The sequence below is a fragment of the Enterobacter cloacae complex sp. HYC074_NIDB genome, assembly GCF_056673345.1.
This window is the reverse complement of the sequence record NZ_CP114214.1, coordinates 2,141,331-2,166,271: the sequence shown is the minus strand read 5'-3', so window position 1 is coordinate 2,166,271 and position 24,941 is coordinate 2,141,331. Positions and strand designations below refer to the sequence as shown.

Sequence of the window (24,941 nt, the reverse complement as noted above, 5' to 3'; positions counted from 1 at the left end):
CCGAGGAACGCCCATGAGTATGTCTTCCATACCTTCGCATTCCCCATCCGGTAAGCTCTATGGCTGGGTTGAAAGGATCGGCAATAAAGTGCCGCACCCTTTCCTGCTTTTTATCTATTTAATTGTCATCCTGATGGTCGCGACGGCCGTGCTGTCCGCCTTTGAGGTGAGCGTGCGCAGCCCGGCCGACGGCAGCATGGTGGCAGTGAAAAACCTGCTCAGCGTTGAAGGGTTGCACTGGTTTTTGCCGAACGTGATTAAAAACTTCAGCGGTTTTGCGCCGCTGGGCGCCATCCTGGCGCTGGTGTTAGGCGCGGGACTGGCCGAGCGCGTGGGTCTCCTGCCCGCGCTGATGGTCAAAATGGCCTCGCACGTCAGCGCGCGTTATGCCAGCTATATGGTGCTGTTTATTGCCTTCTTCAGCCATATCTCGTCCGACGCGGCACTGGTGATCATGCCGCCGATGGGGGCGCTGATTTTCCTCGCCGTTGGTCGTCATCCTGTTGCGGGCCTGCTGTCGGCGATTGCGGGCGTCGGCTGTGGGTTTACCGCTAACCTGCTTATCGTGACCACCGATGTGCTGCTCTCCGGCATCAGCACAGAGGCAGCCAGCACCATCGATGCGACCATGCACGTCAGCGTGATCGACAACTGGTACTTTATGGCCAGTTCAGTGATTGTCCTGACGATTGTCGGGGGTCTGATTACCGATAAAATCATTGAGCCGCGCCTGGGTAAATGGGAAGGCCGGAGCGATGAAAAGCTGGAGACGCTGAGCAAAGAGCAGCAGTTCGGCCTGCGCGTAGCCGGGATCGTCTCGCTGGCGTTCATTGCGGTGGTGGCGCTGATGGTGGTACCGGAAAATGGCGTGCTGCGCGATCCGATCAAACACACCGTACTGCCCTCGCCGTTTATTCAGGGCATTGTGCCGCTGATAATTCTCTTCTTCTTCATCGTTTCGCTCGCGTACGGCATCGCCACCGGCAAAATCCGCCGTCAGGGAGATCTGCCGCACCTGATGATCGAGCCGATGAAGGAGATGGCGGGTTTTATCGTGATGGTGTTCCCGCTGGCGCAGTTTGTCGCCATGTTTAACTGGAGCAACATGGGCAAGTTTATGGCCGTGAGCCTGACGGACGCGCTGGAGGCGGCGGGGTTGAGCGGTGTTCCGGCGTTTGTCGGCCTGGCGCTGCTGTCGTCCCTGCTGTGCATGTTTATTGCCAGCGGGTCGGCCATCTGGTCGATTCTGGCGCCCATCTTTGTCCCCATGTTTATGATGCTCGGCTTCCATCCGGCGTTCGCCCAGATCCTGTTCCGTGTCGCCGATTCCTCGGTGATCCCGCTGGCGCCCGTGTCACCCTTCGTTCCGCTGTTTTTAGGCTTCCTGCAACGCTACAGACCGGAGGCTAAGCTGGGTACCTACTATTCGCTGGTTCTGCCCTATCCGCTTATCTTCTTAGGGGTATGGCTGGTGATGCTGGTGGCGTGGTATCTTGTCGGCCTGCCGATTGGACCGGGTGTTTACCCGAGGCTGAACTAAGGAGTACTGATGCTGAGATTACTCGAAGATAAGATTGCGACGCCGCTAGGGCCGCTGTGGGTTATCGCGGATGAAGCGTTCAATCTTCGCGCGGTTGAATGGGAAGAGCACAGCGACCGGATGGTTGAGCTGCTCAACATCCATTATCGCGCCGAGGGATACGAGCGTGTTACTGCCCGTAATCCTGGCGGGCTGAGCGATAAACTGACGGCCTACTTCGAGGGCGATCTCAGCATTATTAATACCCTGCCAACCGCCACGGCGGGCACCCCTTTCCAGCGCGAGGTGTGGCAGGCGCTGCGTAATATTCCCTGCGGGCAGGTGATGCACTACGGTCAGCTGGCAGAACAGCTTGGTCGTGCCGGCGCGGCGCGCGCGGTCGGTGCGGCAAATGGCTCTAACCCCGTCAGCATTGTGGTGCCTTGCCATCGCGTGATTGGGCGCAACGGCACCCTCACCGGCTATGCCGGGGGCGTACAGCGCAAAGAGTGGCTGCTGCGTCACGAAGGGTATTTTCTGCTGTAATTCCCAGGCTTTTTGTGCTTAATTTTCTTCCTGTTAGGTTCATAATCCTTAATCATTCTGTGGAATTTCAAGGAGATGGCAACACGCTGCCGTCTCTTGTCTTTATTGGGGGTTTGCCAGACTTACGTCCTTACCAAAAAGATGTTAAAATTGACCAATATCAATTAAGGCTTGAGCAAACCTATGATCCCGGAAAAGCGAATTATACGACGCATTCAGTCTGGCGGTTGTGCTATCCATTGCCAGGATTGCAGCATCAGCCAGCTCTGTATCCCGTTTACTCTGAATGAGCACGAACTCGATCAGCTTGACAATATCATCGAGCGCAAAAAGCCTATTCAGAAAGGGCAGACGCTGTTTAAGGCGGGAGACGAACTGAAGTCGCTCTATGCTATCCGTTCTGGCACCATCAAAAGCTACACCATTACCGAACAGGGCGACGAGCAGATCACCGGCTTCCATCTGGCAGGCGATTTAGTCGGCTTTGACGCCATCGGCAGTGGCCATCACCCGAGCTTTGCTCAGGCGCTGGAAACCTCTATGGTCTGCGAAATTCCGTTTGAGACGCTGGACGATCTGTCCGGTAAGATGCCGAACCTGCGTCAGCAGATGATGCGTCTGATGAGCGGTGAGATCAAAGGCGATCAGGATATGATCCTGCTGCTTTCTAAGAAGAATGCCGAAGAGCGTCTGGCCGCCTTTATCTATAACCTCTCCCGCCGTTTCGCGGAACGTGGCTTCTCCCCGCGTGAATTCCGTCTGACCATGACGCGCGGTGATATTGGTAACTATCTGGGCCTGACCGTGGAAACCATCAGCCGTCTGCTGGGTCGCTTCCAGAAGAGCGGAATGCTGGCGGTTAAAGGTAAGTATATCACCATCGAAAACGGTGAAGCTCTGGCCATTCTGGCGGGTCACTCACGTAACGTGGCATAACTCTCCCGGATATCTTATGCCAGGTCGATAAATTTTCATGATTATTGATCTGGCAAAAACTTCCCCCCTGTTTCATTCAAGATATATAGGTTACTCTTTTACTTACAGACTGTGGTGACAGTAGTAAGGAGACCTGTATGGCAAAGTATCAAAACATGCTGGTGGCTATCGATCCTAATCAGGACGATCAGCCGGCATTACGACGTGCTGTGTATTTACATCAACGGATTGGTGGCAAAATTAAAGCCTTTTTGCCGATTTATGACTTCTCATACGAGATGACCACCCTTCTGTCGCCTGACGAGCGCACCGCTATGCGTCAGGGAGTGATCAGCCAGCGTACCGCGTGGATCCGCGAGCAGGCGAAGTATTACCTGGAAGCGGGCGTACCGATTGATATTAAAGTAGTCTGGCACAACCGCCCCTTCGAAGCCATTATTCAGGAAGTGGTGGCCGGTGGGCATGACCTGCTGCTGAAAATGGCGCACCAGCATGACAAACTGGAATCCGTGATTTTCACTCCAACAGACTGGCACCTGCTGCGCAAATGCCCTTGTCCGGTATGGATGGTGAAAGATCAGCCGTGGCCTGAGGGCGGGAAAGCCGTCGTGGCGGTCAATCTGGCCAGCGAAGAGGATTATCACAATTCGCTGAACGAGAAACTGGTGAAGGAGACGCTTCAGCTTGCAGACCAGGTTAACCATACTGAAGTCCATCTGGTGGGCGCCTATCCGGTTACGCCAATCAATATCGCCATCGAGCTGCCTGAATTTGACCCGAGCGTGTATAACGACGCGATTCGCGGTCAGCATCTGCTGGCCATGAAAGCGCTGCGCCAGAAATTCAGTATCGATGAGAACATGACCCACGTAGAAAAAGGGTTACCGGAAGAGGTTATTCCGGATCTGGCGGAGCATTTGCAGGCCGGGATTGTGGTGCTGGGCACCATCGGCCGGACCGGTATTTCTGCCGCGTTCCTGGGAAATACCGCCGAGCAGGTGATCGACCATCTGCGCTGCGACCTTCTGGTCATCAAACCGGATCAATATCAGACGCCGGTTGAGCTGGACGATGAGGAAGACGATTGACCCCAAAATGAAAGCCCGCCGGTAACGGCGGGCTTTTTTTATTGCGCTTCGCTCAACCGTTGCGCAGATGCCTCGTCGCCGGCATTCATCCAGGGCGCGTGCAGAACCATGCTCGGTAGCGCCAGCTTGATCTCCTGCTGGTTCAGCCCCTCCAGGATACGAATATTGATCTCCTGCTGAATATCCATGTACTTGTTGTAATCCGCCGTATTAACAATATGAACCACCTCGAAGATCAGGCGATCGCGATCGAAGCCCAGGAAATGGGCGCGGTCAAACTTCGTTTCCCCGACGTCGGTAATGATCTGTTTGACCATCTCACCCACTGAACGCAGTTTTTCCGGCGCCGTGTCGCTGGCGACCCCGAAGGTAAAAACAATCCGCCGCGTTTGCATCCGCTTGTAGTTATGCAGCGTCTGTTGCAGCAGGATGGCGTTCCCGCAGACAATCTGCTCCCCGCTCAGGCTGCGGATACGGGTGGTTTTCAGACCAATGTGCTCTACCGTCCCGGCGACATCGTTAAACACCACAAAATCGCCGATTTCGAACGGCTTATCAAAACCGATGGAGAGCGATGCAAACACGTCGCTCAGGATCGTTTGCACCGCGAGGGCGATAGCAATACCCCCTACCCCAAGGCTGGCAACCAGAGCAGTGATGTTGACGCCCGCGTTAGCAAGAATAGACAGCAGCATCACTGACCAGACAATGGCACGGAGGATAAGCCCCGTGATCACCAGCGTCACCGGGTTTTTATGGCTTCCCGGCGCCAGCATGACGTGACGAAGCCACGACACCACCCCCTGATCCATCCAAAGCGCCACCTGGATAGCGAAGACCAGGAACCAGGCGTGGCTCACGGTACCAAAGAGATGATCCGGTAAGTCGACGAAACGCAGGCTGAACAACAGCGCCACGACAAAAAGCAGGACGCGGCTGGTGCGGTTAAGCATATCCGTCAGGATAAAGCGCATCCGGTTGGTGCTGGGGTGCTTGTCGCCCCAGGTGGTGATCCCTTTCTTAACGAAGGCGATCAGGCGCGTCAGCAGCCAGTACACCAGCAGAGTCACAAAGACCACCGTGGCGACGCCGATCCAGAAAGACGGCGTCATCATCAGCTCGATGATGTCGAAGCGGGACAAAAATCGCATTACACCTCCTCGTATTACACAAAGGGTAAAGTATAGACAGAGGAGAAAAGCTGGCCGCAGAAATAAGAAAACCGCCCCAGGGGGCGGTTTGTCAGGATGAAGCGAAATTACAGCGCTTTCAGGATCGCATCCACGCTGGCCTTGGCGTCGCCAAACAGCATGTGGGTGTTATCTTTAAAGAACAGCGGGTTCTGCACGCCAGCATAGCCGGTGTTCATAGAGCGTTTGAAGACAATAACGTTCTGCGCCTTCCACACTTCGAGAACAGGCATACCCGCAATCGGACTACGCGGATCGTCCTGCGCCGCCGGGTTAACGGTGTCGTTGGCGCCAATCACCAGCACGGTGTCGGTGTCGGCGAAATCATCGTTGATCTCGTCCATTTCCAGCACGATGTCGTAAGGCACCTTCGCTTCCGCCAGCAGCACGTTCATGTGGCCTGGCAGACGCCCCGCCACCGGGTGAATACCAAAGCGAACCTTGATACCGCGCGCGCGGAGTTTCTCGGTGATTTCCGCCACCGGATACTGCGCCTGCGCCACCGCCATGCCATAGCCTGGGGTGATGATGACGGAATGCGAGTTTTTCAGCATCTCTGCGGTGTCTTCCGCGCTGATTTCACGGTGTTCACCCACTTCCTCATCAGAACCGGTTGATGAACCGTCAGAACCGAAGCCACCCGCGATGACGCTGATAAACGAACGGTTCATCGCCTTACACATGATGTAAGACAGGATCGCACCGGAAGAACCGACCAGCGCACCGGTGACAATCAGCAGGTCGTTGCTCAGCATAAAGCCTGCCGCCGCCGCCGCCCAACCGGAGTAGGAGTTCAGCATGGAAACGACTACCGGCATATCTGCTCCGCCGATAGACGCCACCAGATGCCAGCCGAACGCCAGCGCGATGATGGTCATCACCAGTAACGCCAGCACCTGCAAGCCTACGCTTTCGGTACGCACGAAGACCACCAGCAGCACAAAGGAAACGACCAGCGCCGCCAGATTCAGCTTGTGGCGGTTAGGCAGCATCAGCGGTTTGGAAGAGATCTTCCCGCGCAGCTTGCCGAACGCCACAATCGACCCGGTGAAGGTCACCGCACCGATGAAGATGCCGAGGAACACTTCGGTCAGATGGATGTTCACCAGAATCGGCTCCAGGCCCGGTTCGTGGTACAGGTAGCTGTTGAAGCCCACCAGCACCGCCGCCAGACCCACGAAGCTGTGCAGAATAGCAACCAGCTCCGGCATCTCGGTCATTTCAACGCGTTTCGCCAGACGAATACCAATCGCGCCGCCGATGATCATCGCCACCAGGATCCACGCCACGTTGCCGGTGTCCGGCCCAAAGATGGTGGCAATCAGCGCAATCGCCATACCGGCGATACCGAAGTTATTTCCCTGCTGAGACGTTTCGTGTTTGGAAAGCCCCGCCAGACTGAAAATAAACAGGATTGCAGCAACAATGTATGCGGCTGTAACTAATCCTCCAGACATATGCTACCCCTTAGCCTTTACGAAACATTTTCAGCATGCGCTGAGTCACGGTGAAACCACCGAAAATATTGATACTGGCGATCAGCACCGCAATGAAGCTCAGGAAGCTGATCCAGCCGCCATGACCAATTTGCAGCAATGCCCCGACCACGATAATCCCGGAGATGGCATTGGTGACCGACATCAGCGGGGTATGCAGCGCATGGGAAACGTTCCACACGACGTAGTAACCCACCACGCAGGAGAGCGCGAAGACGGTGAAGTGGCCAAGGAACTCTTTTGGCGCGACGTCCGCCAGCCAGCCAAACAGGATTATGACCAGCGCCATGATGGCGTATTTGCGCCACGGCGACGCAGGTTTTGCTGGCTCCGCGGGCTCTGGTGCCGCTTTCGGCGCAGCCTGAGGTTGAGCGGAAACCTGAATCGGCGGTGCAGGCCAGGTGATTTCCCCTTCACGCACCACGGTAACGCCACGCACCACCACATCATCAAAATCAACGGTAATGTTGCCGTCTTTCTCTTTGCAGAGCAGCTTCAGCAGGTTAACGAGGTTCGTGCCGTACAGCTGAGAGGACTGGGTTGGCAGACGCCCTGGCAGGTCGGTATAACCGATCACCTTCACGCCGTTCGCGGTCGTCGTGACCTGATTTGGCACGGTATACTCACAGTTACCGCCGTTTTGCGCCGCCAGATCGACTATAACGCTGCCCGGCTGCATGGAATCCACCATCTCACGGGTGATCAGCTTCGGCGCCGGTTTACCCGGAATAAGCGCGGTGGTGACAATGATGTCTACCTCTTTTGCTTGCGCCGCAAAGAGCGCCATTTCCGCCTTGATAAAGGCTTCAGACATGACCTTCGCGTAACCATCACCGCTGCCCGCTTCTTCCTTGAAGTCCAGCTCAAGGAATTCGGCGCCCATACTCTGCACCTGCTCCTTCACTTCCGGCCGGGTATCAAACGCGCGAACAATAGCGCCCAGGCTGTTTGCGGCCCCGATAGCGGCAAGACCTGCCACACCGGCACCAATCACCATCACCTTCGCGGGTGGAACTTTACCTGCCGCCGTAATCTGACCGGTAAAGAAGCGACCAAACTCATGCGCAGCTTCGACAATGGCGCGATAGCCGGCAATGTTCGCCATGGAGCTCAGCGCATCCAGAGACTGCGCGCGCGAAATACGCGGCACGGAGTCCATCGCCATCACGGTGACACCGCGTGCCGCCAGCTTCTCCATCAACTCCGGGTTTTGGGCTGGCCAGACAAAGCTCACCAGCGTAGTGCCCGCGTTCAGCAGTTCAATTTCACCCTCTTCCGGTGCGTTTACCTTCAGAATGATGGGTGATTGCCAGACCTCAGCACCGTCCACGACGTCCGCGCCAGCCTGAGTAAAGGCCTCGTCATCGAAACTCGCCAGTGTGCCCGCGCCGCTTTCAATCGCGACGGTAAAACCCAGTTTAAGCAGTTGCTCCACCGTTTTTGGTGTTGCCGCTACGCGGGTTTCATTGGCTAACCGTTCTTTTGGTACCCCAATACGCATAGTTTTCCCTTCCATCGGTTTTTGATGATGGTTTGTCGATAATTGCCCGCGGTTTGTATCAATTTTCACCATCGCGATAACGACGGAGAATGATTAACCCCGGAAAATAAAACAGTAACAAACTTTCTATAACCTACTGAAAATAGCGCCCGTGATCTACCGCCAGAAAACACTATTTCTTACTTTATCTGTGAAAAATAAGCGATCGGGGTTACTGACAGAGATATTTACCTTAAATTCGCCTTCAGGACCGATAAATCGCGCAAGCGAAGCGGTAAAAACATGATATAGCGCCATAATAGAACAACTCATTAACATTAAATTAACTTGTAAAAGTCATATGCTTAATCAGTTTTTCTTGTGAAACGCCTGTTTTTTCCACATATCACAAAATGTTATCGAATCAGGTCCTTTGGTGAGCACAGGCTGTGAAAAATGCCGCAGACAGCGATGGGTGTTAAATGCCATAATCGGGACCGTCTCAAATTAACAACAACACCAGTACATGGTTTGCGCAAGGCGAAGGATTATTTTTATGAAGCTTAAGAACACACTCCTGGCGTCCGCACTTCTTTCCGCGACCGCCCTGTCTGCGAATGCCGCGACAGAGTTGACGCCGGAGCAAGCGGCAGCGTTAAAACCTTTTGACCATACGGTCATTGTGGGTCGCTATAACTCTATTGGCGATGCCGTCGCCGCCGCATCAAAAGCCGCCGATAAAAACGGCGCTGCCTCGTTTTACGTTGTTGACCAGTCCGATCAAGGCAACAGCGGCAACCAGCGCGTGACGATTGCGCTGTACAAAGATAATGCCCCAAAAGCAGATGAACAGAAAAACCGCGTGATTAACGGCATTGTTGAACTGCCGAAAGATCAGGCTGTTCAGCTGGAACCGTATGACACCGTGACCGTTCAGGGCTTCTACCGCAGCCAGCCTGAAGTTAACGATGCCATCACCAAAGCCGCGAGAGAAAAAGGCGCTTACGCGTTTTATATCGTGCGTCAGGTTGATGCCAACCAGGGCGGAAACCAGCGCATCACCGCTTTCATCTATAAGCAAGATGCGAAAAAACGCGTAGTGCAAAGCCCGGATGCCATTCCAGCGGATTCAGATGCGGGACGTGCCGCGTTAGCGAAAGGCGGTGAAGAAGCGAAGAAAGTGGAAATTCCGGGCGTAGCAACGTCTGCGGCACCAAGCGCTGAAGTGGGCCGTTTCTTTGAAACCCAATCCACCAAAGGCGGTCGTTATACCGTTACGTTACCAGACGGCACGAAAATTGAAGAGCTGAACAAAGCCACTGCCGCGCAGATGGTGCCGTTCGACAGCATCAAGTTTACGGGCAACTATGGCAACATGACGGAAATCTCCTATCAGGTGGCGAAGCGTGCTGCGAAGAAAGGCGCGAAGTATTACCACATCACCCGTCAGTGGCAGGAACGTGGTAACAACCTGACCATCAGCGCCGATCTGTACAAGTAACAAAACGGTTTCATAAAGGCGGCGCAGTGCCGCCTTTTTTGTTACTTTTTTTCTGATTTCTGCCACACGTCATTGCATGCATCCTTCACACTCCGTAAAATCCCGCGCCTTAGCGTGATCCACCATTTTTATGCGCCTTAGCGAAATAATTATTCTGGATTTGGACTTTTCATAACAGGAAGCCAATGGAAAAGAAACTTGGCCTGAGTGCGTTAACTGCACTTGTATTAAGCTCAATGCTGGGCGCGGGCGTATTCAGTTTGCCGCAGAACATGGCGGCCGTCGCCAGCCCGGCCGCATTACTGATTGGCTGGGGCATTACCGGTGTCGGGATTTTGCTGCTGGCATTCGCCATGCTGCTGCTGACCCGTATCCGACCGGATCTGGACGGCGGAATATTCACTTACGCCCGGGAAGGTTTCGGCGAGCTGATCGGCTTCTGCTCCGCCTGGGGTTACTGGCTGTGCGCGGTGATCGCCAACGTCTCCTATCTGGTTATCGTCTTCTCAGCGCTCAGCTTCTTTACCGATACGCCCGAACTGCGCCTGCTTGGCGACGGTAATACCTGGCAGTCCATCGTCGGCGCCTCGGTCCTGCTGTGGATTGTTCACTGGCTGATTTTGCGCGGCGTCCAGACCGCGGCCAGCATTAACCTCGTGGCAACGCTGGCCAAGCTTGTGCCGCTTGGCCTGTTCGTCGTGCTGGCCTTCCTCGCCTTCCGTCTCGATGTCTTTACGCTCGATTTCAGCGGCATTGCGCTGGGCATTCCCGTCTGGGAACAGGTGAAAAATACCATGCTGATCACCCTGTGGGTGTTCATCGGCGTTGAAGGTGCCGTCGTAGTCTCTGCCCGCGCGCGTAACAAGCGCGACGTGGGACGCGCCACGCTGCTGGCCGTACTGGCGGCGCTGGGCGTTTATCTGCTGGTGACGCTGTTGTCGCTCGGCGTGGTGGCACGCCCTGAACTGGCGGAAATGCGTAACCCGTCCATGGCCGGGCTGATGGTGAAAATGTTGGGTCCCTGGGGAGACGTGATTATCGCGGCGGGTCTGATTGTCTCCGTTTGCGGCGCCTATCTGAGCTGGACCATTATGGCAGCGGAAGTGCCGTTCCTGGCCGCCACGCATAAAGCGTTCCCGCGCCTGTTTGCCCGTCAGAACAAAAACAGTGCGCCATCGGCCTCTTTGTGGCTCACCAACATCAGCGTGCAGGTCTGTCTGGTGCTGATCTGGCTCACAGGATCGGACTATAACACGCTGCTGACCATCGCCTCCGAGATGATTCTGGTACCCTATTTCTTAGTGGGCGCATATCTGTTAAAAATTGCGACCCGCCCGGCACACTATGCGGTAGGTGTCGGCGCCTGTATTTACGGTCTATGGTTGTTGTATGCTTCCGGACCGATGCATCTGCTGCTGTCCGTGGTGCTCTACGCACCGGGCCTGCTGGTGTTTATCTACGCTCGCCGTACGCATCAGCTTGATAATGCCCTTAAGCGCCGCGAAATGGCGTTGATAGGTTTGCTGTTAGTCGCTGCCGTACCGGCAACGTGGATGTTAATGGGATAGCGTCGCCTGTCCCATTGTTGAACTGAAAAGGAGATTACGATGGGACACACGCAGCAACGCCCAATATTGATCACTGGCGCAGGCCGTCGCATCGGCCTCGCCCTCGCCCATCACTTTCTCAACCTTCGCCATCCGGTTATCGTCAGTTACCGCACGGAATATCCCTCCATTGAAGGTCTACGAAATGCCGGAGCAGTCTGCATTCAGGCGGATTTCTCCACGGATGAAGGTATACTCGCCTTCGCGGACAAAGTGAAATCGACCACCCACGGGCTGCGGGCGGTTATTCACAACGCCAGTACCTGGCTTCCCGAAAAAGCAGGACATTCGCTCAGCGAAACGCTCGCCTGCATGATGCAGATCCACGTTAATGCGCCTTATCTGCTCAACCATGCCCTACAGGATCTGCTGCGCGGACACGGTCATGCCGCAGGCGACATTATCCATTTCACCGATTACGTGGTAGAGCGAGGAAGCGACAAACACATCGCCTATGCGGCCAGCAAAGCCGCCCTGGATAATATGACCCGCTCTTTCGCACGCAAGCTGGCGCCCGAGGTAAAGGTCAACGCGATTGCTCCGGCGATGATTTTATTTAACGAAGGCGATGATGCCGAGTATCGTCAGCAGGCGCTCAACAAGTCGTTAATGAAAATTGCGCCCGGTGAGAAAGAGGTGATCGACCTGATCGATTATCTGCTGACCAGCTGTTACGTCACGGGCCGAACGTTTGCCGTGGACGGTGGCCGCCCGCTGCGCTAGTGAAAGCGGCTCCAGAAGAAGATAAGCACCCAGGCGCTGAGGCTCCAACAGACCACCGCCCCGCCCAGCGCCAGGGGCAGACGCAGAAAACCGGTGAAGTACCACAGCGACAGCAGATAGATAAAATACGGGATGATCGACCACATCCCGAACACAATGGTGGCGCGCAGCGCCTCAATACCCCGCTCAGAGGCCACAATATAGTGCGCGATTAACGCAAAGGTGGGAAACAGCGGGATCAGCCCGGCAATGTAGTAGTTCTTCGTTTTAGCCAGCACCCCAATCAGCAGCACGACCAGCGCACCCAGCGTGGCTTTTATCACCAGCCCCATTCTTTTCCCTTAACAATCAAATAACATTCCCGTGCAGGATAACGGAAGTCCGGCTAATTTTGAAAGATTAATGGAAGGTTAAGGTTGCGCGGTGTATGTTGACGTTTTTTGCGATGACAGACGTTGTATGAATAAGATTGTTTATGTTGAAGATGAACCCGAGGTGGGGCAACTGATCGCCGCTTATCTGGGTAAACATGATATGGAAGTGGTTGTCGAGCCTCGTGGCGATCGCGCTGAAGACGTCGTGACCCGCGAAAATCCGGACCTGGTGTTGCTGGACATCATGCTGCCCGGAAAAGATGGTATGACGCTCTGCCGGGATCTGCGCACGAAGTGGGACGGTCCGATCGTGCTGCTGACCTCTCTCGACAGCGATATGAATCATATTCTGTCGCTTGAGATGGGCGCGAATGACTACATCCTGAAAACCACGCCGCCGGCAGTCCTGCTTGCCCGTTTGCGCCTCCATCTGCGTCAGCGTGCCAGCGGCGCGGAGCGTGAAGCGTCTGCCCCCTCTTTAACGCCGCACAAAGCGATGCGCTTCGGCACGCTTTCTATCGACCCGGTCAACCGACAGGTTATGCTTTCCGGGGAGCTGATTGCGCTCTCAACCGCAGATTTTGACCTGCTGTGGGAGCTGGCAACCCATGCCGGTCAAATTATGGACCGGGATGCATTACTGAAAAATCTGCGCGGCGTAAGTTACGACGGAATGGATCGTAGCGTTGATGTGGCGATTTCGCGTCTGCGTAAAAAACTGCTGGATAACGCCACGGAACCTTACCGCATTAAAACCGTACGCAATAAGGGCTATCTGTTTGCACCGCACGCCTGGGAAACCTGAAAAAAGGAACAAAACAGGAATATTCGAAAAATAACTCACGATGCATCGGAATTATTATCAGTACCCGTCGAAAGTTATCGATTATATGCATCGTCAGTTATAAAATATCCCTTGTTCTCATTCCTTCCTTGTATGCTATTTCGTTGGGCATTTTTCGCCTAAACAAAAGTATTCCTAATGTATTTCAGTGCTGTAGTACAATATATATTCAGCAGTGCAGGCGCCATCATCGATCAAAAATCCGTCACTTAAAAGCACATTGGGCTAAAAATAATCTTTACAATTGCTTTAATCATTATCTTATCCTTTTGAAAACAAAGGGGATAGTGGAAGGCGTATAAATAATATCGATCTTTTTCAATAGCTTACGTGTTTGCAGATATCTAATTCTCATGCTAAACCTTATACTCTCTCAATTATTTAATGAAAGAGGTATAGCAATGTCATGGAGAGTCATTAGCTCGGTAATTTGTCCTAACACGGGAATCGTTTATTCAAGCATCTTGGGACTCAAGTTCTTGAAACTCATTATTTGGTATGAAAGCGATGTCTATTTGTACCCCGGTGACAGAATATATCCGACAAAAAATGGCGTCTTCATTAATGGTGTGTTCAAGCCTATATCGATATATAACATATCACCTTATAACGAGATGTTGTGGAGTGAAATTAAAAACAAGATGGCATGCCCATACAACCGAAACCAGCAAGAAGAGATATGCACATACGCGGTGCATTGCAACGCGCGGAAATGCCCGCATGGGTTTACCACGAATCCACTGATTGTCAGTACAGCTAAATCCAGACATTAACGAAGATCGATAATGCTCAGGTTACAACGCTAATTATTTCTGTCGCACCGTTTGTGCCGGATCCCTCTCGCTGGTTAACGCCATTAAATAAAGCCACCCGCAGGTGGCCTTTGTCATTGTTATTACGGATCAATAATACGCAATCGTAAATAAACTCGTTTAACTGAAACGTAAACGGATTTTCCGGGCATTGATGGAATAAAGCGATGCCGCGCTGAAATACCTCTCGACAATTACCCTTTTCAACTCATCATGCCTGACTTGCGCCCATGGCGACCCTGCTGGTAAAAGACGTGTAGTGAAGCCCCTGTTTCGGTGAGATTAATGAAAAAGCTGTTTGTGCAGTTTTACCTTCTGCTGTTTGTCTGCTTTCTGGTGATGACCATGCTGGTCGGGCTGGTCTACAAATTCACCGCAGAGCGCGCGGGCAGACAATCCCTCGACGATCTGATGAAAAGCTCGCTCTACCTGATGCGTAGCGAGTTGCGAGAAATACCACCTCATGACTGGGCGCGCACGTTAAAAGAGCTGGATCTGAATCTGTCGTTTGATCTGCGTATCGAACCCATGAAGGATTTTGATTTAGCGCCGCCTGCGATGCAGCGTCTGCGCGATGGAGACATCGTCGCGCTGGACGAGAAATATACCTTCATTCAGCGTATTCCGCGCAGCCATTATGTCCTGGCCGTCGGGCCGGTGCCCTATCTCTATTACCTGCACCAGATGCGCCTGCTGGATCTCGCCCTGCTGGGCTTTATTGCCATCTCGCTCGCTTTCCCTGTATTCATCTGGATGCGACCGCACTGGCAGGACATGCTGAAACTGGAATCCGCCGCACAACGTTTTGGGGAGGGTCATTTAACTGAACGCATACATTTCGACAGTGGTTCCAGTTTTGACCGGCTCGGTATTGCCTTTAACCACATGGCCGATAACATCAACGCCCTGATTGCCAGCAAGAAGCAGCTGATCGATGGCATTGCGCATGAACTGCGCACTCCGCTGGTACGCCTGCGTTATCGCCTGGAGATGAGCGAGAACCTCACCGGGGCGGAATCGCAGGCGCTCAATCGGGATATTGGCCAGCTTGAAGCGCTAATTGAAGAGCTGCTGACCTATGCCCGCCTCGATCGGCCTCAGACGGAGTTGCACCTCAGTACACCGGATCTCCCCGTCTGGCTACAGACGCATATTAACGATGTGCAGAGCGTTAACCCTCAGCGAAAACTGCTGACAGCCATTACCCCCGGCGCGTACGGCGCACTGGACATGCGCCTGATGGAACGCGTGCTGGATAATCTGATGAACAACGCCATGCGCTACAGCGAAACGACGCTGCGCATAGGTTTAGATTTGCAGGGAAGCCAGGCGATTCTGTGTGTGGAAGACGATGGCCCCGGCATTGAGCCGGCGGAGCGTGAAAAAGTTTTTGAGCCGTTTGTGCGCCTCGATCCCAGCCGCGACCGGGCTACCGGCGGCTGTGGTCTGGGGCTGGCTATTGTCCGTTCTATTGCCCAGGCGATGGGCGGTTCGGTTCGCTGCGAAGCGAGCGAGCTGGGTGGGGCCCGGTTCGTCTTTAGCTGGCCGATCTATCACAACATTCCCCTTCCCGTACCTGCCTGACCTAAACTGCACGCTGGCCTGACCCGGCGTGTTGTGCTATATCAATAGTATGTTGTAACTAATTAAGGGCTGCCATGACAACTTACGATCTCATCGAAAGGCTTAACACCACATTTCGGGAAATAGAGCAGGCGTTACTGACCCTCACGGGGCAACTTCAGGACTGCCGCCTGCTGGCCGCCCGCGTCTTTTCCCTGCCCGAGGTGGCAAAAGGCGCAGAGCACGACCCGCTGAACACCATTGAGGTGACGCAGCATGTTGGCAAGGCGGCGCTGGAAATGACGTTGCAGCACTATCGTCGCCTTTTCATCCAGCAGCAGTCCGAAAATCGCAGCAGTAAGGCCGCCGTTCGCCTGCCCGGCGTCATCTGCCTGCAAACGGATGCCGCAACGCGTGAAGGAATTGAGGCGCAGATTACGCATATCAACACGCTAAAAGCCGCCTTTGAGAAGATTGTAACCGTTGAGTCCGGGCTGGCACCGGCTGCCCGTTTTGAATGGGTGCATCGCCAGCTTCCGGGGCTGATCACCCTGAATGCCTACCGCACGCTGACGGTACTGCGCCACCCCGCCACGCTGCGCTTCGGCTGGGCCAACAAGCACATCATTAAAAATTTCGCGCGGGACGAGATCCTGGCGCAGCTGGAAAAAAGCCTGAAATCGCCGCGAACGGTCGCCCCGTGGTCGCGGGAACAGTGGATTGAACGACTGGAGCAGGAGTACCACAGCATTGCCTCCCTGCCAGCTGATACCCGTCTTAAAATAAAGCGTCCGGTGAAGGTGCAGCCTATCGCCCGTGTCTGGTATGCCGGTCAACAAAAGCAGGTGCAATACGCCTGCCCGACGCCGCTGATTGCGCTCTATGATGCCGATCAGGGTGCGGTGGTGCCGGATATCGGGGAACTGCTGAACTACGATGCTGAAAACGTTCAGCATCGCTATAAACCCCAGGCGCAGCCGCTACAGCTGATTATTCCGCGGCTGCACCTGTATGTGGCGCAGTGATTATCTGAGGCTGCCCACCATCGCTTCCGGTCGGACCCAGGCATCAAACTCGGCGTCCGTCAGGTAGCCCAGCGCCAGCGCAGAAGCTTTCAGGGTAAGCCCCTCTTTGTGCGCTTTTTTAGCGATTTCGGCCGCTTTGTCATAACCAATATGGGTGTTCAGCGCCGTTACCAGCATCAGAGACTCATTCAGCAGCTGGCTGATTCGCTCGCGATTAGGCTCAATGCCCACCGCGCAGTGCTCGTTAAAGCTCTCCATGCCATCGGCCAGCAGACGAATCGATTGCAGTACGTTGTGGATCACCATCGGACGATAGACGTTAAGCTCGAAGTTACCCGACGCGCCGCCCACGTTAACCGCCACGTCATTACCCATCACCTGACAGCACAGCATGGTCATGGCTTCGCACTGCGTCGGGTTCACTTTGCCCGGCATAATGGAGCTGCCCGGCTCGTTTTCCGGAATGCTGATTTCGCCGATGCCGCAGCGCGGGCCGGAGGCCAGCCAGCGCACGTCGTTGGCGATTTTCATCAGCGAGGCCGCCAGCCCTTTCAGCGCGCCATGGGTATGCACCAGGGCATCACAGGTCGCCAGCGCTTCGAATTTATTCGGAGCGGTAACAAACGGCTGCCCGGTAATCTTCGCGAGCTCTTCGGCCACGCGCACCGCGTACTCGGGATGGGTGTTTAAGCCAGTGCCCACCGCCGTCCCGCCGAGCGCCAGCTCCGCCAGATGCGGCAGGCTGTTGTCGATATGCTTAAGGTTGTGCTCCAGCATCGCCACCCAGCCGGAGATCTCCTGGCCGAGCGTCAGCGGCGTGGCGTCCTGAAGGTGCGTACGACCAATTTTAACGATGTCGCGGAAGGCCTGCGCTTTCTCGTTAAGCGTAGATTTAAGCACGTTGAGCTGCGGAATAAGCTGCTCGCGGATTGCGATGACGGCCGCCACGTGCATGGCCGTCGGGAACACGTCGTTGGAACTCTGGCTTTTGTTCACGTCATCGTTCGGGTGGATCTTGCGCTCCATGCCGCGTAGGCCGCCAAGCAGCTCGCTTGCGCGGTTCGCCAGCACCTCGTTCATGTTCATGTTGCTCTGGGTGCCTGAGCCGGTCTGCCAGATGGCAAGGGGGAATTCGTCGGGATGTTTGCCCGCCAGCACTTCGTCGGCGGCATTGATGATGGCGGTGGCTTTATCGGCATCCAGCAGGCCCAGATCCTGATTGACTTTGGCGGCAGCGCGTTTGGTCAACGCCAGCGCCTGGATTAGCGAGACGGGCATTTTCTCTGTCGAAATGCGAAAATGCTCCAGCGAACGCTGGGTTTGTGCGCCCCATAGCTTGTCGGCCGGGACGTCGATGGCGCCCATGGAGTCTTTCTCGCGGCGATGCATTGTCATTACTTACTCCTTGATAACAAAGATGGGATTGCTCACATGCTTAAGAGATAAGTATTGATGACTTCTGAGAAACGTTATGGCGCTTTGTGCGCTCTTTTTGATGTCGGGTGGTGGCTGCGCCTTACCCGACCTACGAGAATGTAGGCCGGGTAAGCGTCAGCGCCACCCGGAAATTTACAGAATTACTTCACACACGCCGAACACTGAGAGGACTGGATCTGCTTGAAGAAGTCGTTACCTTTGTCATCCACGAGGATGAACGCCGGGAAGTCTTCCACTTCAATTTTCCAGATCGCTTCCATACCCAGTTCCGGGTACTCCACGCACTCAAGGCTCTTGATACTGCCCTGCGCCAGCACCGCCGCCGGGCCACCGATGCTACCGAGGTAGAAGCCGCCGTGCTTGTGGCACGCGTCCGTCACCTGCTGGCTGCGGTTGCCTTTCGCCAGCATGATCATGCTGCCGCCGTTGGCCTGCAACTGGTCGACGTAGGAGTCCATACGGCCCGCCGTGGTTGGGCCTAACGAGCCGGAAGCATATCCATCAGGCGTTTTTGCCGGACCTGCGTAGTAGATCGGGTGATCTTTAATGTACTGCGGCAGCCCTTCGCCGTTGTCCAGGCGCTCTTTAAGCTTCGCATGGGCGATGTCGCGGCCCACGATAATCGTCCCGTTCAGGGAAAGGCGCGTCGAGACCGGATACTGCGAAAGCTGCGCCAGAATCTCTTTCATCGGACGATTCAGGTCCACGCGAACCGCTTCCCCCTCGCCCGCTTTACGCAGTTCTTCAGGGATGTATTTGCCCGGGTTGTTCTCCAGCTTCTCGATCCAGATGCCGTCGCGGTTGATCTTCGCTTTGATGTTACGGTCCGCTGAACAGGAAACGCCCATCCCCACCGGACAGGAAGCACCGTGGCGCGGCAGGCGGATCACGCGAATGTCATGCGCGAAGTATTTGCCGCCAAACTGCGCGCCCAGCCCCAGGTTCTGCGCTTCGGCCAGCAGTTCCTGCTCAAGCTGCACGTCGCGGAACGCCTGACCATGTTCGTTACCTTCCGTTGGCAGGCCATCGTAGTATTTGGTTGAGGCCAGCTTAACGGTTTTCAGGGTGCTTTCGGCAGACGTACCGCCAATCACAAATGCGATATGGTACGGCGGGCAGGCCGCGGTGCCGAGGGTACGCATCTTCTCGACCAGGTAGTTCTTCAGCTTGCCCGGGGTAAGCAGCGCTTTGGTTTCCTGGTAAAGATAGGTTTTGTTGGCTGAACCGCCGCCTTTGGCGATGCAGAGGAATTTGTACTCGTCACCGTCGACGCTGTAGAGGTCAATCTGCGCAGGCAGGTTAGTGCCGGTGTTCACCTCTTTGTACATATCCAGCGCCGCGTTTTGCGAATAGCGCAGGTTGTCTTCGGTGTAGGTATTGTAAACGCCGCGCGCCAGCGCCGCTTCGTCACCGCCGCCGGTCCAGACGCGCTGGCCTTTTTTACCGGTGATAATCGCCGTGCCGGTGTCCTGGCAGGTCGGCAGAATGCCTTTCGCCGCGATATCAGAGTTACGCAGGAATTGCAGGGCAACGTACTTATCGTTCTCGCTGGCTTCCGGGTCGCTCAGGATATCAGCAACCTGCTGCTGATGCGCCGGACGGAGCATAAAGGAAGCATCATGGAAGGCTTGCTGCGCCAGCAACGTCAGCGCCTGCGGGTCAACTTTGAGGATCTCCTGCCCTTCAAACTCAGAGACAGTAACGTAATCGCGGGTTAACAGATAATACTCGGTCTGATCCTGACTGAGCGGGAAAGGATCCTGATAATGGAAGGGTTTATTCGACATTGTTCTCTCACTTACTGCTTCGGTCTGTTTATTCAGGGCAGATGTTCCGCTGCCCGGCTTAAAAGCGAGTCAGCTTATCCTACACAATTTTTTAACAAAAACTGAGACTAGTACGACTTTTTACATCCGCAGGTTACTTCCATTCGGTTTATTGCTTTAATACGCGGAGTTAATTCCACATATGAATCAGGGCTTGATAATGCAAAAACTCATCAACTCAGTGCAAAACTACGCCTGGGGAAGTAAAACTGCGTTAACGGATCTCTACGGTATCGCCAACCCGGACAACCTGCCGATGGCAGAGCTGTGGATGGGCGCGCACCCGAAGAGCAGCTCAAAAATTGAAGATGCCAGCGGTCAGGTTCGCAGCCTGCGTGACGTCATCGACGCCGACAAAGCCGCACTGCTCGGCGATAAAGTGGCGAATCGTTTTGGTGAGCTGCCGTTTCTGTTCAAGGTATTGTGCGCCGACCAGCCGCTCTCCATTCAGGTTCACCCGAACAAAAAAGCCTCTGAGCTGGGCTTTGCCAAAGAAAATGCCGCCGGTATTCCGTTAGACGCCGCAGAGCGTAACTACAAAGATCCTAACCACAAGCCGGAACTGGTTTTCGCCCTTACCCCTTTCCTGGCGATGAATGCCTTCCGCGAGTTTTCCGAGATCATCCCCCTGCTGCAACCGGTCGCCGGGGCTCACAACGCGATCGCCCACTTCCTGGAAAACCCGAACGCAGAAGCCTTGAGCGAGCTGTTTGTCAGCCTGCTGAATATGCAGGGCGAGGAAAAATCCCACGCGCTGGCGGTGCTGAAAGCCGCGCTGAACAGCCAGCAGGGTGAGCCATGGGACACCATTCGCGTAATTTCCGCGTTTTATCCGGACGACAGCGGCCTCTTCTCTCCGCTGCTGCTGAACGTGGTGAAGCTCAACCCGGGCGAAGCGATGTTCCTGTTCGCTGAAACCCCGCACGCCTACCTCAACGGCGTGGCACTGGAGGTGATGGCTAACTCCGATAACGTACTGCGCGCGGGCCTGACGCCAAAATACATCGACATCCCTGAGCTGGTTGCCAACGTGAAGTTTGTGGCGAAACCTGCTGCGGAGCTGCTTACTCAGCCGGTGAAAAACGGCGCAGTGCTGGACTTCCCGATTCCGGTTGACGATTTTGCCTTCTCCCTGCACGACCTCAGCGCAGACGAAACCGCCATTGCACAGGAGAGCGCCGCGATCCTGTTCTGTGTGGAAGGCGAAGCGACGTTGCACAAAGATAGCGAGCGTCTGGTGCTCAAACCGGGTGAATCCGCCTTTGTCGCAGCAAACGAGTCGCCTGTCCGGGTGAGCGGCACCGGTCGCCTGGCGCGTGTTTTTAATAAGCTTTAGGGACTTACTGAATTTTTTAACAACTCTTGCTAAGCTAGTAACAGGCGTTGTAACACTAGGCGGTTTTAACCGCCTGGTTTCATTTTAGGGATAATCGCAATGAAAAAATCGGTCGTAGCGGTAGGAGTGATTGTTGCTTTAGGCGTGATCTGGACGGGTGCTTCCTGGTATACCGGGAAACAGCTGGAAAGCCGTCTGGCAGAGATGATGACGCAGGCAAACAGCGAGATTAAGCGCAGCGCGCCTGAAGCAGGTCTGGAGCTGAGCTATCAGAACTACCAGCGTGGCGTGTTTACCAGCCATATGCAGGTGGTGGTGAAGCCGGTTGCGGGTAATCAGAACGCCTGGCTGAAACCGGGCCAGAGCGTGGTGCTGGATGAAGTGGTCAGCCACGGTCCGTTCCCGCTGGCGCAGTTGAAAAAGTTTAACCTGATCCCCTCTATGGCATCCGCCAGAACCGTACTGGTGAATAACGAGGTGACGAAGCCGATTTTCGATATGGCGAAAAATGAGTCGCCGTTTGAGATCAATACCCGCATTAGCTATGCCGGTGATACGCATTCCGACATCGACCTGAAAGCCCTGAATTACGAACAAGGCACCGATAAAGTCGCCTTCAGTGGCGGTAATTTCCAGCTTGATGCCGATCGCGACGGCAAGAATGTCTCCCTGACCGGCGATGCCGCCAGCGGCCTGGTGAATTCAGTCAATGAATATAACCAGAAGGTGCAGCTTACCTTCAACAACCTGAAAGCCAGCGGCAATAGCCGTATGACTGATTTTGATGAGCGTATCGGCGACCAGAAACTGAGCCTCGATAAGATCGCCATTGCGATCGAAGGCAAAGAGATGGCGGTGCTTGAAGGCATGGATCTGGACGGTAAGTCTGACGTGTCCAAAGACGGTAAAAGCATCAACACCCAGCTGGATTACAGCCTGAAAAGCCTGAAAGTACAGAATCAGGATCTGGGTACCGGTAAGTTGTCTCTGAAAATCGGCAACATTGACGGCCAGGCGTGGCACGAATTCAGTCAGAAATACAGTAAAGAGAGCCAGGCTCTGCTGACCGATGCCGCCCTGCAACAGAACCCACAGGCTTACCAGCAGCAGGCGATGACGGTGCTGTTTAATAACCTGCCGATCCTGCTGAAGGGCGAGCCGGTGATTACCGTTGCGCCACTGAGCTGGAAAAACGGCAAAGGCGAAACCAACTTCAACCTGTCGCTGTTCCTGAAGGATCCGGCAGCCGCGACCGGCGAGCCGCAGACCCTGGCGCAGGAAGTTGACCGCAGCGTGAGATCGCTCGACAGCAAGCTGACCATCCCGATGGATATGGCAACCGAGTTCATGACGCAGATTGCGAAACTCGAAGGGTATGGTGAAGAAGATGCAGGTAAACTGGCAAACCAACAGGTGAAAGGCCTGGCGGCGATGGGCCAGATGTTCCGCATCACGAAGGTGGAAGACAACACCATTTCCACCAGCCTGCAATATGCGAATGGTCAGGTGACGCTCAACGGCGACAAAATGGCGCTGGAAGATTTTGTCGGCATGTTTGGGATGCCGACGCTGGGCATGCCGGAACCGGCTGAACCGGCAGCGCCACCGGCAGTACCGCAGCAGTAAACGAACAACCCCTCGCATGAGGGGTTTTTTATTGCCGGGTGGCGCTGACGCTTACCCGGCCTACGATCCTGAGCCGTTGCAGACCCGTGCAAGCAAAGCGCCGCCCGGCGTGACCTCAGCGCAGCAGGTAAGGTTCTCTGACAAAGTCAGCCAGAAGATAAATCAGGTCATGCAATAAGCCAGCAAGTTCTTGCGAGATAGTATTTGCCAGAGTCTGACTCAACAAGGCCTGATTAAGTGCCTGAGCATATCCCACCAGCATCTCAGTATCTTGCCAGCAATCCGGAACACAGGATTGTGCAGGTAACGCGGTACTAAGTCGCTCTACCAAATGAGGCGGTAAATCTTCATCGCATCTGTTTTTTAGCTCATCAAGAGTAAAAGCCAGACGGCCACACAGCGCTAAGCGCTCTGCTTGATCTTGGGTTTCCAGCAGCACGTTAACAAAAGCGCAGCAGCAATCTGTCAGTTCGAAGAGATCAAGCGTTGAGGATATCGGCAGATCGAGAAGTTGGCAGGCGATACTATCAATGGATTGAGGGTTAGCAAGAGTTGGGATCGTAGCCATATGGCAGCCTCCGTGTGATGTTTTAAAGCCACAGTCTAAGTTTCCACGCTCAGAGGGTGGCGGCGCTGACAGGGGTGGAAACTGAATCACACGGTCTTCAGCCAGTCTTTCGACTGCCCTATCAGCGCCACCGTTGATTTTACAAGGATATGCGCTGCCCCGACACTAAAACTGTGTCGTCGTGTGATGGTTCAGGTTTCCACGCCTGACTGCGGAATTTGCCGCAGTGGGGAAACTGTAATGGATATGATGAAGAAAAGAAACTAACCCTTCTTTTTTCATTTATTTTTTAATGAAAAATGCGAGAGGCATTCCAAAAACACACCTGGAATCATTCGAATTCTAAATATGAAATGATATAATATTTTCAATGCCAAAATTCATGTAGCTCGTTCGGCTGCCAAAATTACTGGCAATCATAATCAACTTATTTTGCGAGACAATTTATGCGAAAATCATACAGAACACATGAGCGGCAAATGTTTTATAAATATATGTCAGCAAATACCGCCAAAATTGTTCTCGAAAATTGCAGTCTAAGATGGAGTTCACCAATAATATTTAATGACCCTTTTGATGTACCTCGCGAGGTAATGAAAAATGTCAATGAAATTACTCTAGGTAAAGCATTAGCGCGAAAACTGAAGCAGGAATTGCTTAACCCAAGGCAGGATCTTGAAAATGTGAATCCAAGAATAAGGACGCTTTTAGAAATTTATAAAAAACTTTTCCCATACGGCATTCCTCCGGGTTTAGCGGAAAAATTTCAAGAAATTGAAATCGATCCTCCTGTTGGGCCAGGAGCACCTATTGCTATAGAAGATATGAAAAATATGTGGCGAGGTATGCTCAATGATAGAAGAATTTTATGTTTATCAGAAAGTGCTACAATCCCACCAATGTGGAATCATTATGCTAACGGATACAAAGGTGTTGTTATTGAATTTGAATGCATTGATGAACTTGATAGTGCATGGTTAATAGCAAAACCAATAAATTATACAAATGAAATGCCTTTAACTTATACTGCTGAGGGTATGGCAGATTTACTTTTCTTACCAGACAGTCAAGCAATTGACTATATAAACAATGAAATCACATTTATCAAAACAGAAGATTGGGCATACGAAAAAGAATGGAGAATATCAACCTATTCGAAAACAGCTAATTCTGGATACTACAGTGACTATGGTTTTCACCCGTTAGAACTTAAGTCGATAATTCTGGGCCCTCATTTTGATGATAATGATTTGGATTTTACAAAACTTGTTCAAAAGTATCCTTTAGCACGTATACGAAAGAGCACATTTGGCGAACATAGAAAAATAATAATTTCACCATAGATGAACGCCCTAATAATTTATCATATTAGTGATTAAACCAACGAGTGTTTGAGATTGCACAATCTTTTAGCCGGGTGGCGCTGACGCTTACCCGGCCTACG

21 protein-coding genes are annotated in these 24,941 nt (G+C 53.8%); 14 read left to right on the top strand and 7 right to left on the bottom strand.

The window, feature by feature from the left end:
• Nucleotides 1-13: 13 nt before the first annotated feature.
• From abgT to uspE, 4 genes are all read left to right on the top strand, one after another.
• Nucleotides 14-1,540, top strand: a complete 1,527-nt coding sequence (gene abgT / locus O1724_RS10730) for a p-aminobenzoyl-glutamate transporter (RefSeq protein ID WP_116291130.1) — start codon at nucleotides 14-16, stop codon at nucleotides 1,538-1,540.
• Nucleotides 1,541-1,549: 9 nt separating this feature from the next.
• Nucleotides 1,550-2,065, top strand: coding sequence for a methylated-DNA--[protein]-cysteine S-methyltransferase (ogt, locus tag O1724_RS10725; RefSeq protein WP_003857532.1), 516 nt, complete (start codon nucleotides 1,550-1,552; stop codon nucleotides 2,063-2,065).
• A gap of 183 nt (nucleotides 2,066-2,248) precedes the next feature.
• Nucleotides 2,249-3,001: a fumarate/nitrate reduction transcriptional regulator Fnr gene (gene fnr / locus O1724_RS10720; RefSeq protein ID WP_000611906.1), complete on the top strand. Its 753-nt coding sequence runs from the start codon at nucleotides 2,249-2,251 to the stop codon at nucleotides 2,999-3,001.
• A 137-nt stretch (nucleotides 3,002-3,138) separates the two neighbouring features.
• Nucleotides 3,139-4,089 (top strand): universal stress protein UspE, encoded by a 951-nt coding sequence (gene uspE / locus O1724_RS10715; RefSeq protein ID WP_003857535.1) that lies wholly within the window; start codon nucleotides 3,139-3,141, stop codon nucleotides 4,087-4,089.
• 38 nt (nucleotides 4,090-4,127) lie between these two features.
• Here the strand turns inward: uspE and O1724_RS10710 are convergent, their stop codons facing one another.
• From O1724_RS10710 to pntA, 3 genes are all read right to left on the bottom strand, one after another.
• Complete coding sequence (locus O1724_RS10710; RefSeq protein WP_116291129.1) at nucleotides 4,128-5,240, bottom strand: mechanosensitive ion channel family protein; 1,113 nt, start codon at nucleotides 5,238-5,240, stop codon at nucleotides 4,128-4,130.
• Nucleotides 5,241-5,347: 107 nt separating this feature from the next.
• A complete protein-coding gene (pntB, locus tag O1724_RS10705) occupies nucleotides 5,348-6,736 on the bottom strand; it encodes a Re/Si-specific NAD(P)(+) transhydrogenase subunit beta (protein ID WP_003857541.1) in 1,389 nt (462 codons plus the stop codon).
• A gap of 10 nt (nucleotides 6,737-6,746) precedes the next feature.
• The gene (gene pntA, locus O1724_RS10700; RefSeq protein WP_023324557.1) at nucleotides 6,747-8,276 is read right to left on the bottom strand and encodes a Re/Si-specific NAD(P)(+) transhydrogenase subunit alpha; all 1,530 of its coding nucleotides are present in this window, start codon (nucleotides 8,274-8,276) and stop codon (nucleotides 6,747-6,749) included.
• Nucleotides 8,277-8,811: 535 nt separating this feature from the next.
• Here pntA and ydgH point away from each other — a divergent pair.
• From ydgH to folM, 3 genes are all read left to right on the top strand, one after another.
• Nucleotides 8,812-9,756: a DUF1471 family protein YdgH gene (gene ydgH / locus O1724_RS10695; RefSeq protein ID WP_003857546.1), complete on the top strand. Its 945-nt coding sequence runs from the start codon at nucleotides 8,812-8,814 to the stop codon at nucleotides 9,754-9,756.
• Nucleotides 9,757-9,941: 185 nt separating this feature from the next.
• Nucleotides 9,942-11,324 carry an amino acid permease gene (locus O1724_RS10690; RefSeq protein ID WP_479983971.1) on the top strand — a complete coding sequence of 461 codons (1,383 nt, stop codon included), beginning with the start codon at nucleotides 9,942-9,944 and terminating at the stop codon, nucleotides 11,322-11,324.
• Between the two features lie 39 nt (nucleotides 11,325-11,363).
• Nucleotides 11,364-12,086, top strand: coding sequence for a dihydromonapterin reductase (folM, locus tag O1724_RS10685; RefSeq protein WP_003857550.1), 723 nt, complete (start codon nucleotides 11,364-11,366; stop codon nucleotides 12,084-12,086).
• Here folM and O1724_RS10680 read toward each other — a convergent pair.
• Entirely contained in the window at nucleotides 12,083-12,418 is a 336-nt protein-coding gene (locus tag O1724_RS10680) for a GlpM family protein (protein WP_003857551.1), read from the bottom strand. The two genes, folM and O1724_RS10680, sit on opposite strands and share 4 nt — an antisense overlap.
• Nucleotides 12,419-12,545: 127 nt before the next feature.
• Between O1724_RS10680 and rstA the strand changes: the two genes are divergently transcribed.
• From rstA to tus, 4 genes are all read left to right on the top strand, one after another.
• On the top strand, nucleotides 12,546-13,265 hold the full coding sequence (gene rstA / locus O1724_RS10675; protein ID WP_003857553.1) for a two-component system response regulator RstA: 720 nt from the start codon (nucleotides 12,546-12,548) through the stop codon (nucleotides 13,263-13,265).
• A gap of 392 nt (nucleotides 13,266-13,657) precedes the next feature.
• Complete coding sequence (gene iraM / locus O1724_RS10670; protein WP_058659747.1) at nucleotides 13,658-14,077, top strand: anti-adapter protein IraM; 420 nt, start codon at nucleotides 13,658-13,660, stop codon at nucleotides 14,075-14,077.
• Between the two features lie 324 nt (nucleotides 14,078-14,401).
• Nucleotides 14,402-15,700 (top strand): two-component system sensor histidine kinase RstB, encoded by a 1,299-nt coding sequence (rstB, locus tag O1724_RS10665; protein ID WP_045894564.1) that lies wholly within the window; start codon nucleotides 14,402-14,404, stop codon nucleotides 15,698-15,700.
• Nucleotides 15,701-15,774: 74 nt separating this feature from the next.
• Nucleotides 15,775-16,704 (top strand): DNA replication terminus site-binding protein, encoded by a 930-nt coding sequence (tus, locus tag O1724_RS10660; RefSeq protein ID WP_023314048.1) that lies wholly within the window; start codon nucleotides 15,775-15,777, stop codon nucleotides 16,702-16,704.
• Here tus and fumC read toward each other — a convergent pair whose 3' ends face one another.
• Nucleotides 16,705-18,099 (bottom strand): class II fumarate hydratase, encoded by a 1,395-nt coding sequence (gene fumC / locus O1724_RS10655; protein WP_126296602.1) that lies wholly within the window; start codon nucleotides 18,097-18,099, stop codon nucleotides 16,705-16,707.
• A gap of 182 nt (nucleotides 18,100-18,281) precedes the next feature.
• Nucleotides 18,282-19,928: a class I fumarate hydratase FumA gene (fumA, locus tag O1724_RS10650; RefSeq protein ID WP_023314046.1), complete on the bottom strand. Its 1,647-nt coding sequence runs from the start codon at nucleotides 19,926-19,928 to the stop codon at nucleotides 18,282-18,284.
• 199 nt (nucleotides 19,929-20,127) lie between these two features.
• On the opposite strand from fumA, the gene manA reads away from it, so the two are divergent.
• Together manA and O1724_RS10640 are read left to right on the top strand one after the other, a co-directional pair.
• Entirely contained in the window at nucleotides 20,128-21,303 is a 1,176-nt protein-coding gene (manA, locus tag O1724_RS10645; RefSeq protein WP_126296603.1) for a mannose-6-phosphate isomerase, read from the top strand.
• A 99-nt stretch (nucleotides 21,304-21,402) separates the two neighbouring features.
• Nucleotides 21,403-22,929 carry a YdgA family protein gene (locus tag O1724_RS10640; protein ID WP_126296604.1) on the top strand — a complete coding sequence of 509 codons (1,527 nt, stop codon included), beginning with the start codon at nucleotides 21,403-21,405 and terminating at the stop codon, nucleotides 22,927-22,929.
• A 115-nt stretch (nucleotides 22,930-23,044) separates the two neighbouring features.
• Here O1724_RS10640 and O1724_RS10635 read toward each other — a convergent pair whose 3' ends face one another.
• A complete protein-coding gene (locus O1724_RS10635; protein WP_063854965.1) occupies nucleotides 23,045-23,497 on the bottom strand; it encodes a hypothetical protein in 453 nt (150 codons plus the stop codon).
• Between the two features lie 479 nt (nucleotides 23,498-23,976).
• Between O1724_RS10635 and O1724_RS10630 the strand changes: the two genes are divergently transcribed.
• The gene (locus O1724_RS10630; RefSeq protein ID WP_226860922.1) at nucleotides 23,977-24,840 is read left to right on the top strand and encodes a DUF2971 domain-containing protein; all 864 of its coding nucleotides are present in this window, start codon (nucleotides 23,977-23,979) and stop codon (nucleotides 24,838-24,840) included.
• Nucleotides 24,841-24,941 lie beyond the last annotated feature (101 nt).

What these genes read in the sequence shown, in the direction of transcription:
- ydgH (WP_003857546.1), top strand. Translation starts at nt 8,812, where the DNA reads ATGAAGCTTAAGAACACACTCCTGGCGTCCGCACTTCTTTCCGCGACC.
- tus (WP_023314048.1), top strand. Translation starts at nt 15,775, where the DNA reads ATGACAACTTACGATCTCATCGAAAGGCTTAACACCACATTTCGGGAA.
- fumC (WP_126296602.1), bottom strand. Translation starts at nt 18,099, where the DNA reads ATGACAATGCATCGCCGCGAGAAAGACTCCATGGGCGCCATCGACGTC.
- O1724_RS10710 (WP_116291129.1), bottom strand. Translation starts at nt 5,240, where the DNA reads ATGCGATTTTTGTCCCGCTTCGACATCATCGAGCTGATGATGACGCCG.
- fnr (WP_000611906.1), top strand. Translation starts at nt 2,249, where the DNA reads ATGATCCCGGAAAAGCGAATTATACGACGCATTCAGTCTGGCGGTTGT.
- ogt (WP_003857532.1), top strand. Translation starts at nt 1,550, where the DNA reads ATGCTGAGATTACTCGAAGATAAGATTGCGACGCCGCTAGGGCCGCTG.
- manA (WP_126296603.1), top strand. Translation starts at nt 20,128, where the DNA reads ATGCAAAAACTCATCAACTCAGTGCAAAACTACGCCTGGGGAAGTAAA.
- O1724_RS10640 (WP_126296604.1), top strand. Translation starts at nt 21,403, where the DNA reads ATGAAAAAATCGGTCGTAGCGGTAGGAGTGATTGTTGCTTTAGGCGTG.
- pntA (WP_023324557.1), bottom strand. Translation starts at nt 8,276, where the DNA reads ATGCGTATTGGGGTACCAAAAGAACGGTTAGCCAATGAAACCCGCGTA.
- O1724_RS10630 (WP_226860922.1), top strand. Translation starts at nt 23,977, where the DNA reads ATGTTTTATAAATATATGTCAGCAAATACCGCCAAAATTGTTCTCGAA.
- pntB (WP_003857541.1), bottom strand. Translation starts at nt 6,736, where the DNA reads ATGTCTGGAGGATTAGTTACAGCCGCATACATTGTTGCTGCAATCCTG.
- fumA (WP_023314046.1), bottom strand. Translation starts at nt 19,928, where the DNA reads ATGTCGAATAAACCCTTCCATTATCAGGATCCTTTCCCGCTCAGTCAG.
- uspE (WP_003857535.1), top strand. Translation starts at nt 3,139, where the DNA reads ATGGCAAAGTATCAAAACATGCTGGTGGCTATCGATCCTAATCAGGAC.
- O1724_RS10690 (WP_479983971.1), top strand. Translation starts at nt 9,942, where the DNA reads ATGGAAAAGAAACTTGGCCTGAGTGCGTTAACTGCACTTGTATTAAGC.
- rstB (WP_045894564.1), top strand. Translation starts at nt 14,402, where the DNA reads ATGAAAAAGCTGTTTGTGCAGTTTTACCTTCTGCTGTTTGTCTGCTTT.
- folM (WP_003857550.1), top strand. Translation starts at nt 11,364, where the DNA reads ATGGGACACACGCAGCAACGCCCAATATTGATCACTGGCGCAGGCCGT.
- O1724_RS10635 (WP_063854965.1), bottom strand. Translation starts at nt 23,497, where the DNA reads ATGGCTACGATCCCAACTCTTGCTAACCCTCAATCCATTGATAGTATC.
- rstA (WP_003857553.1), top strand. Translation starts at nt 12,546, where the DNA reads ATGAATAAGATTGTTTATGTTGAAGATGAACCCGAGGTGGGGCAACTG.
- iraM (WP_058659747.1), top strand. Translation starts at nt 13,658, where the DNA reads ATGCTAAACCTTATACTCTCTCAATTATTTAATGAAAGAGGTATAGCA.
- abgT (WP_116291130.1), top strand. Translation starts at nt 14, where the DNA reads ATGAGTATGTCTTCCATACCTTCGCATTCCCCATCCGGTAAGCTCTAT.
- O1724_RS10680 (WP_003857551.1), bottom strand. Translation starts at nt 12,418, where the DNA reads ATGGGGCTGGTGATAAAAGCCACGCTGGGTGCGCTGGTCGTGCTGCTG.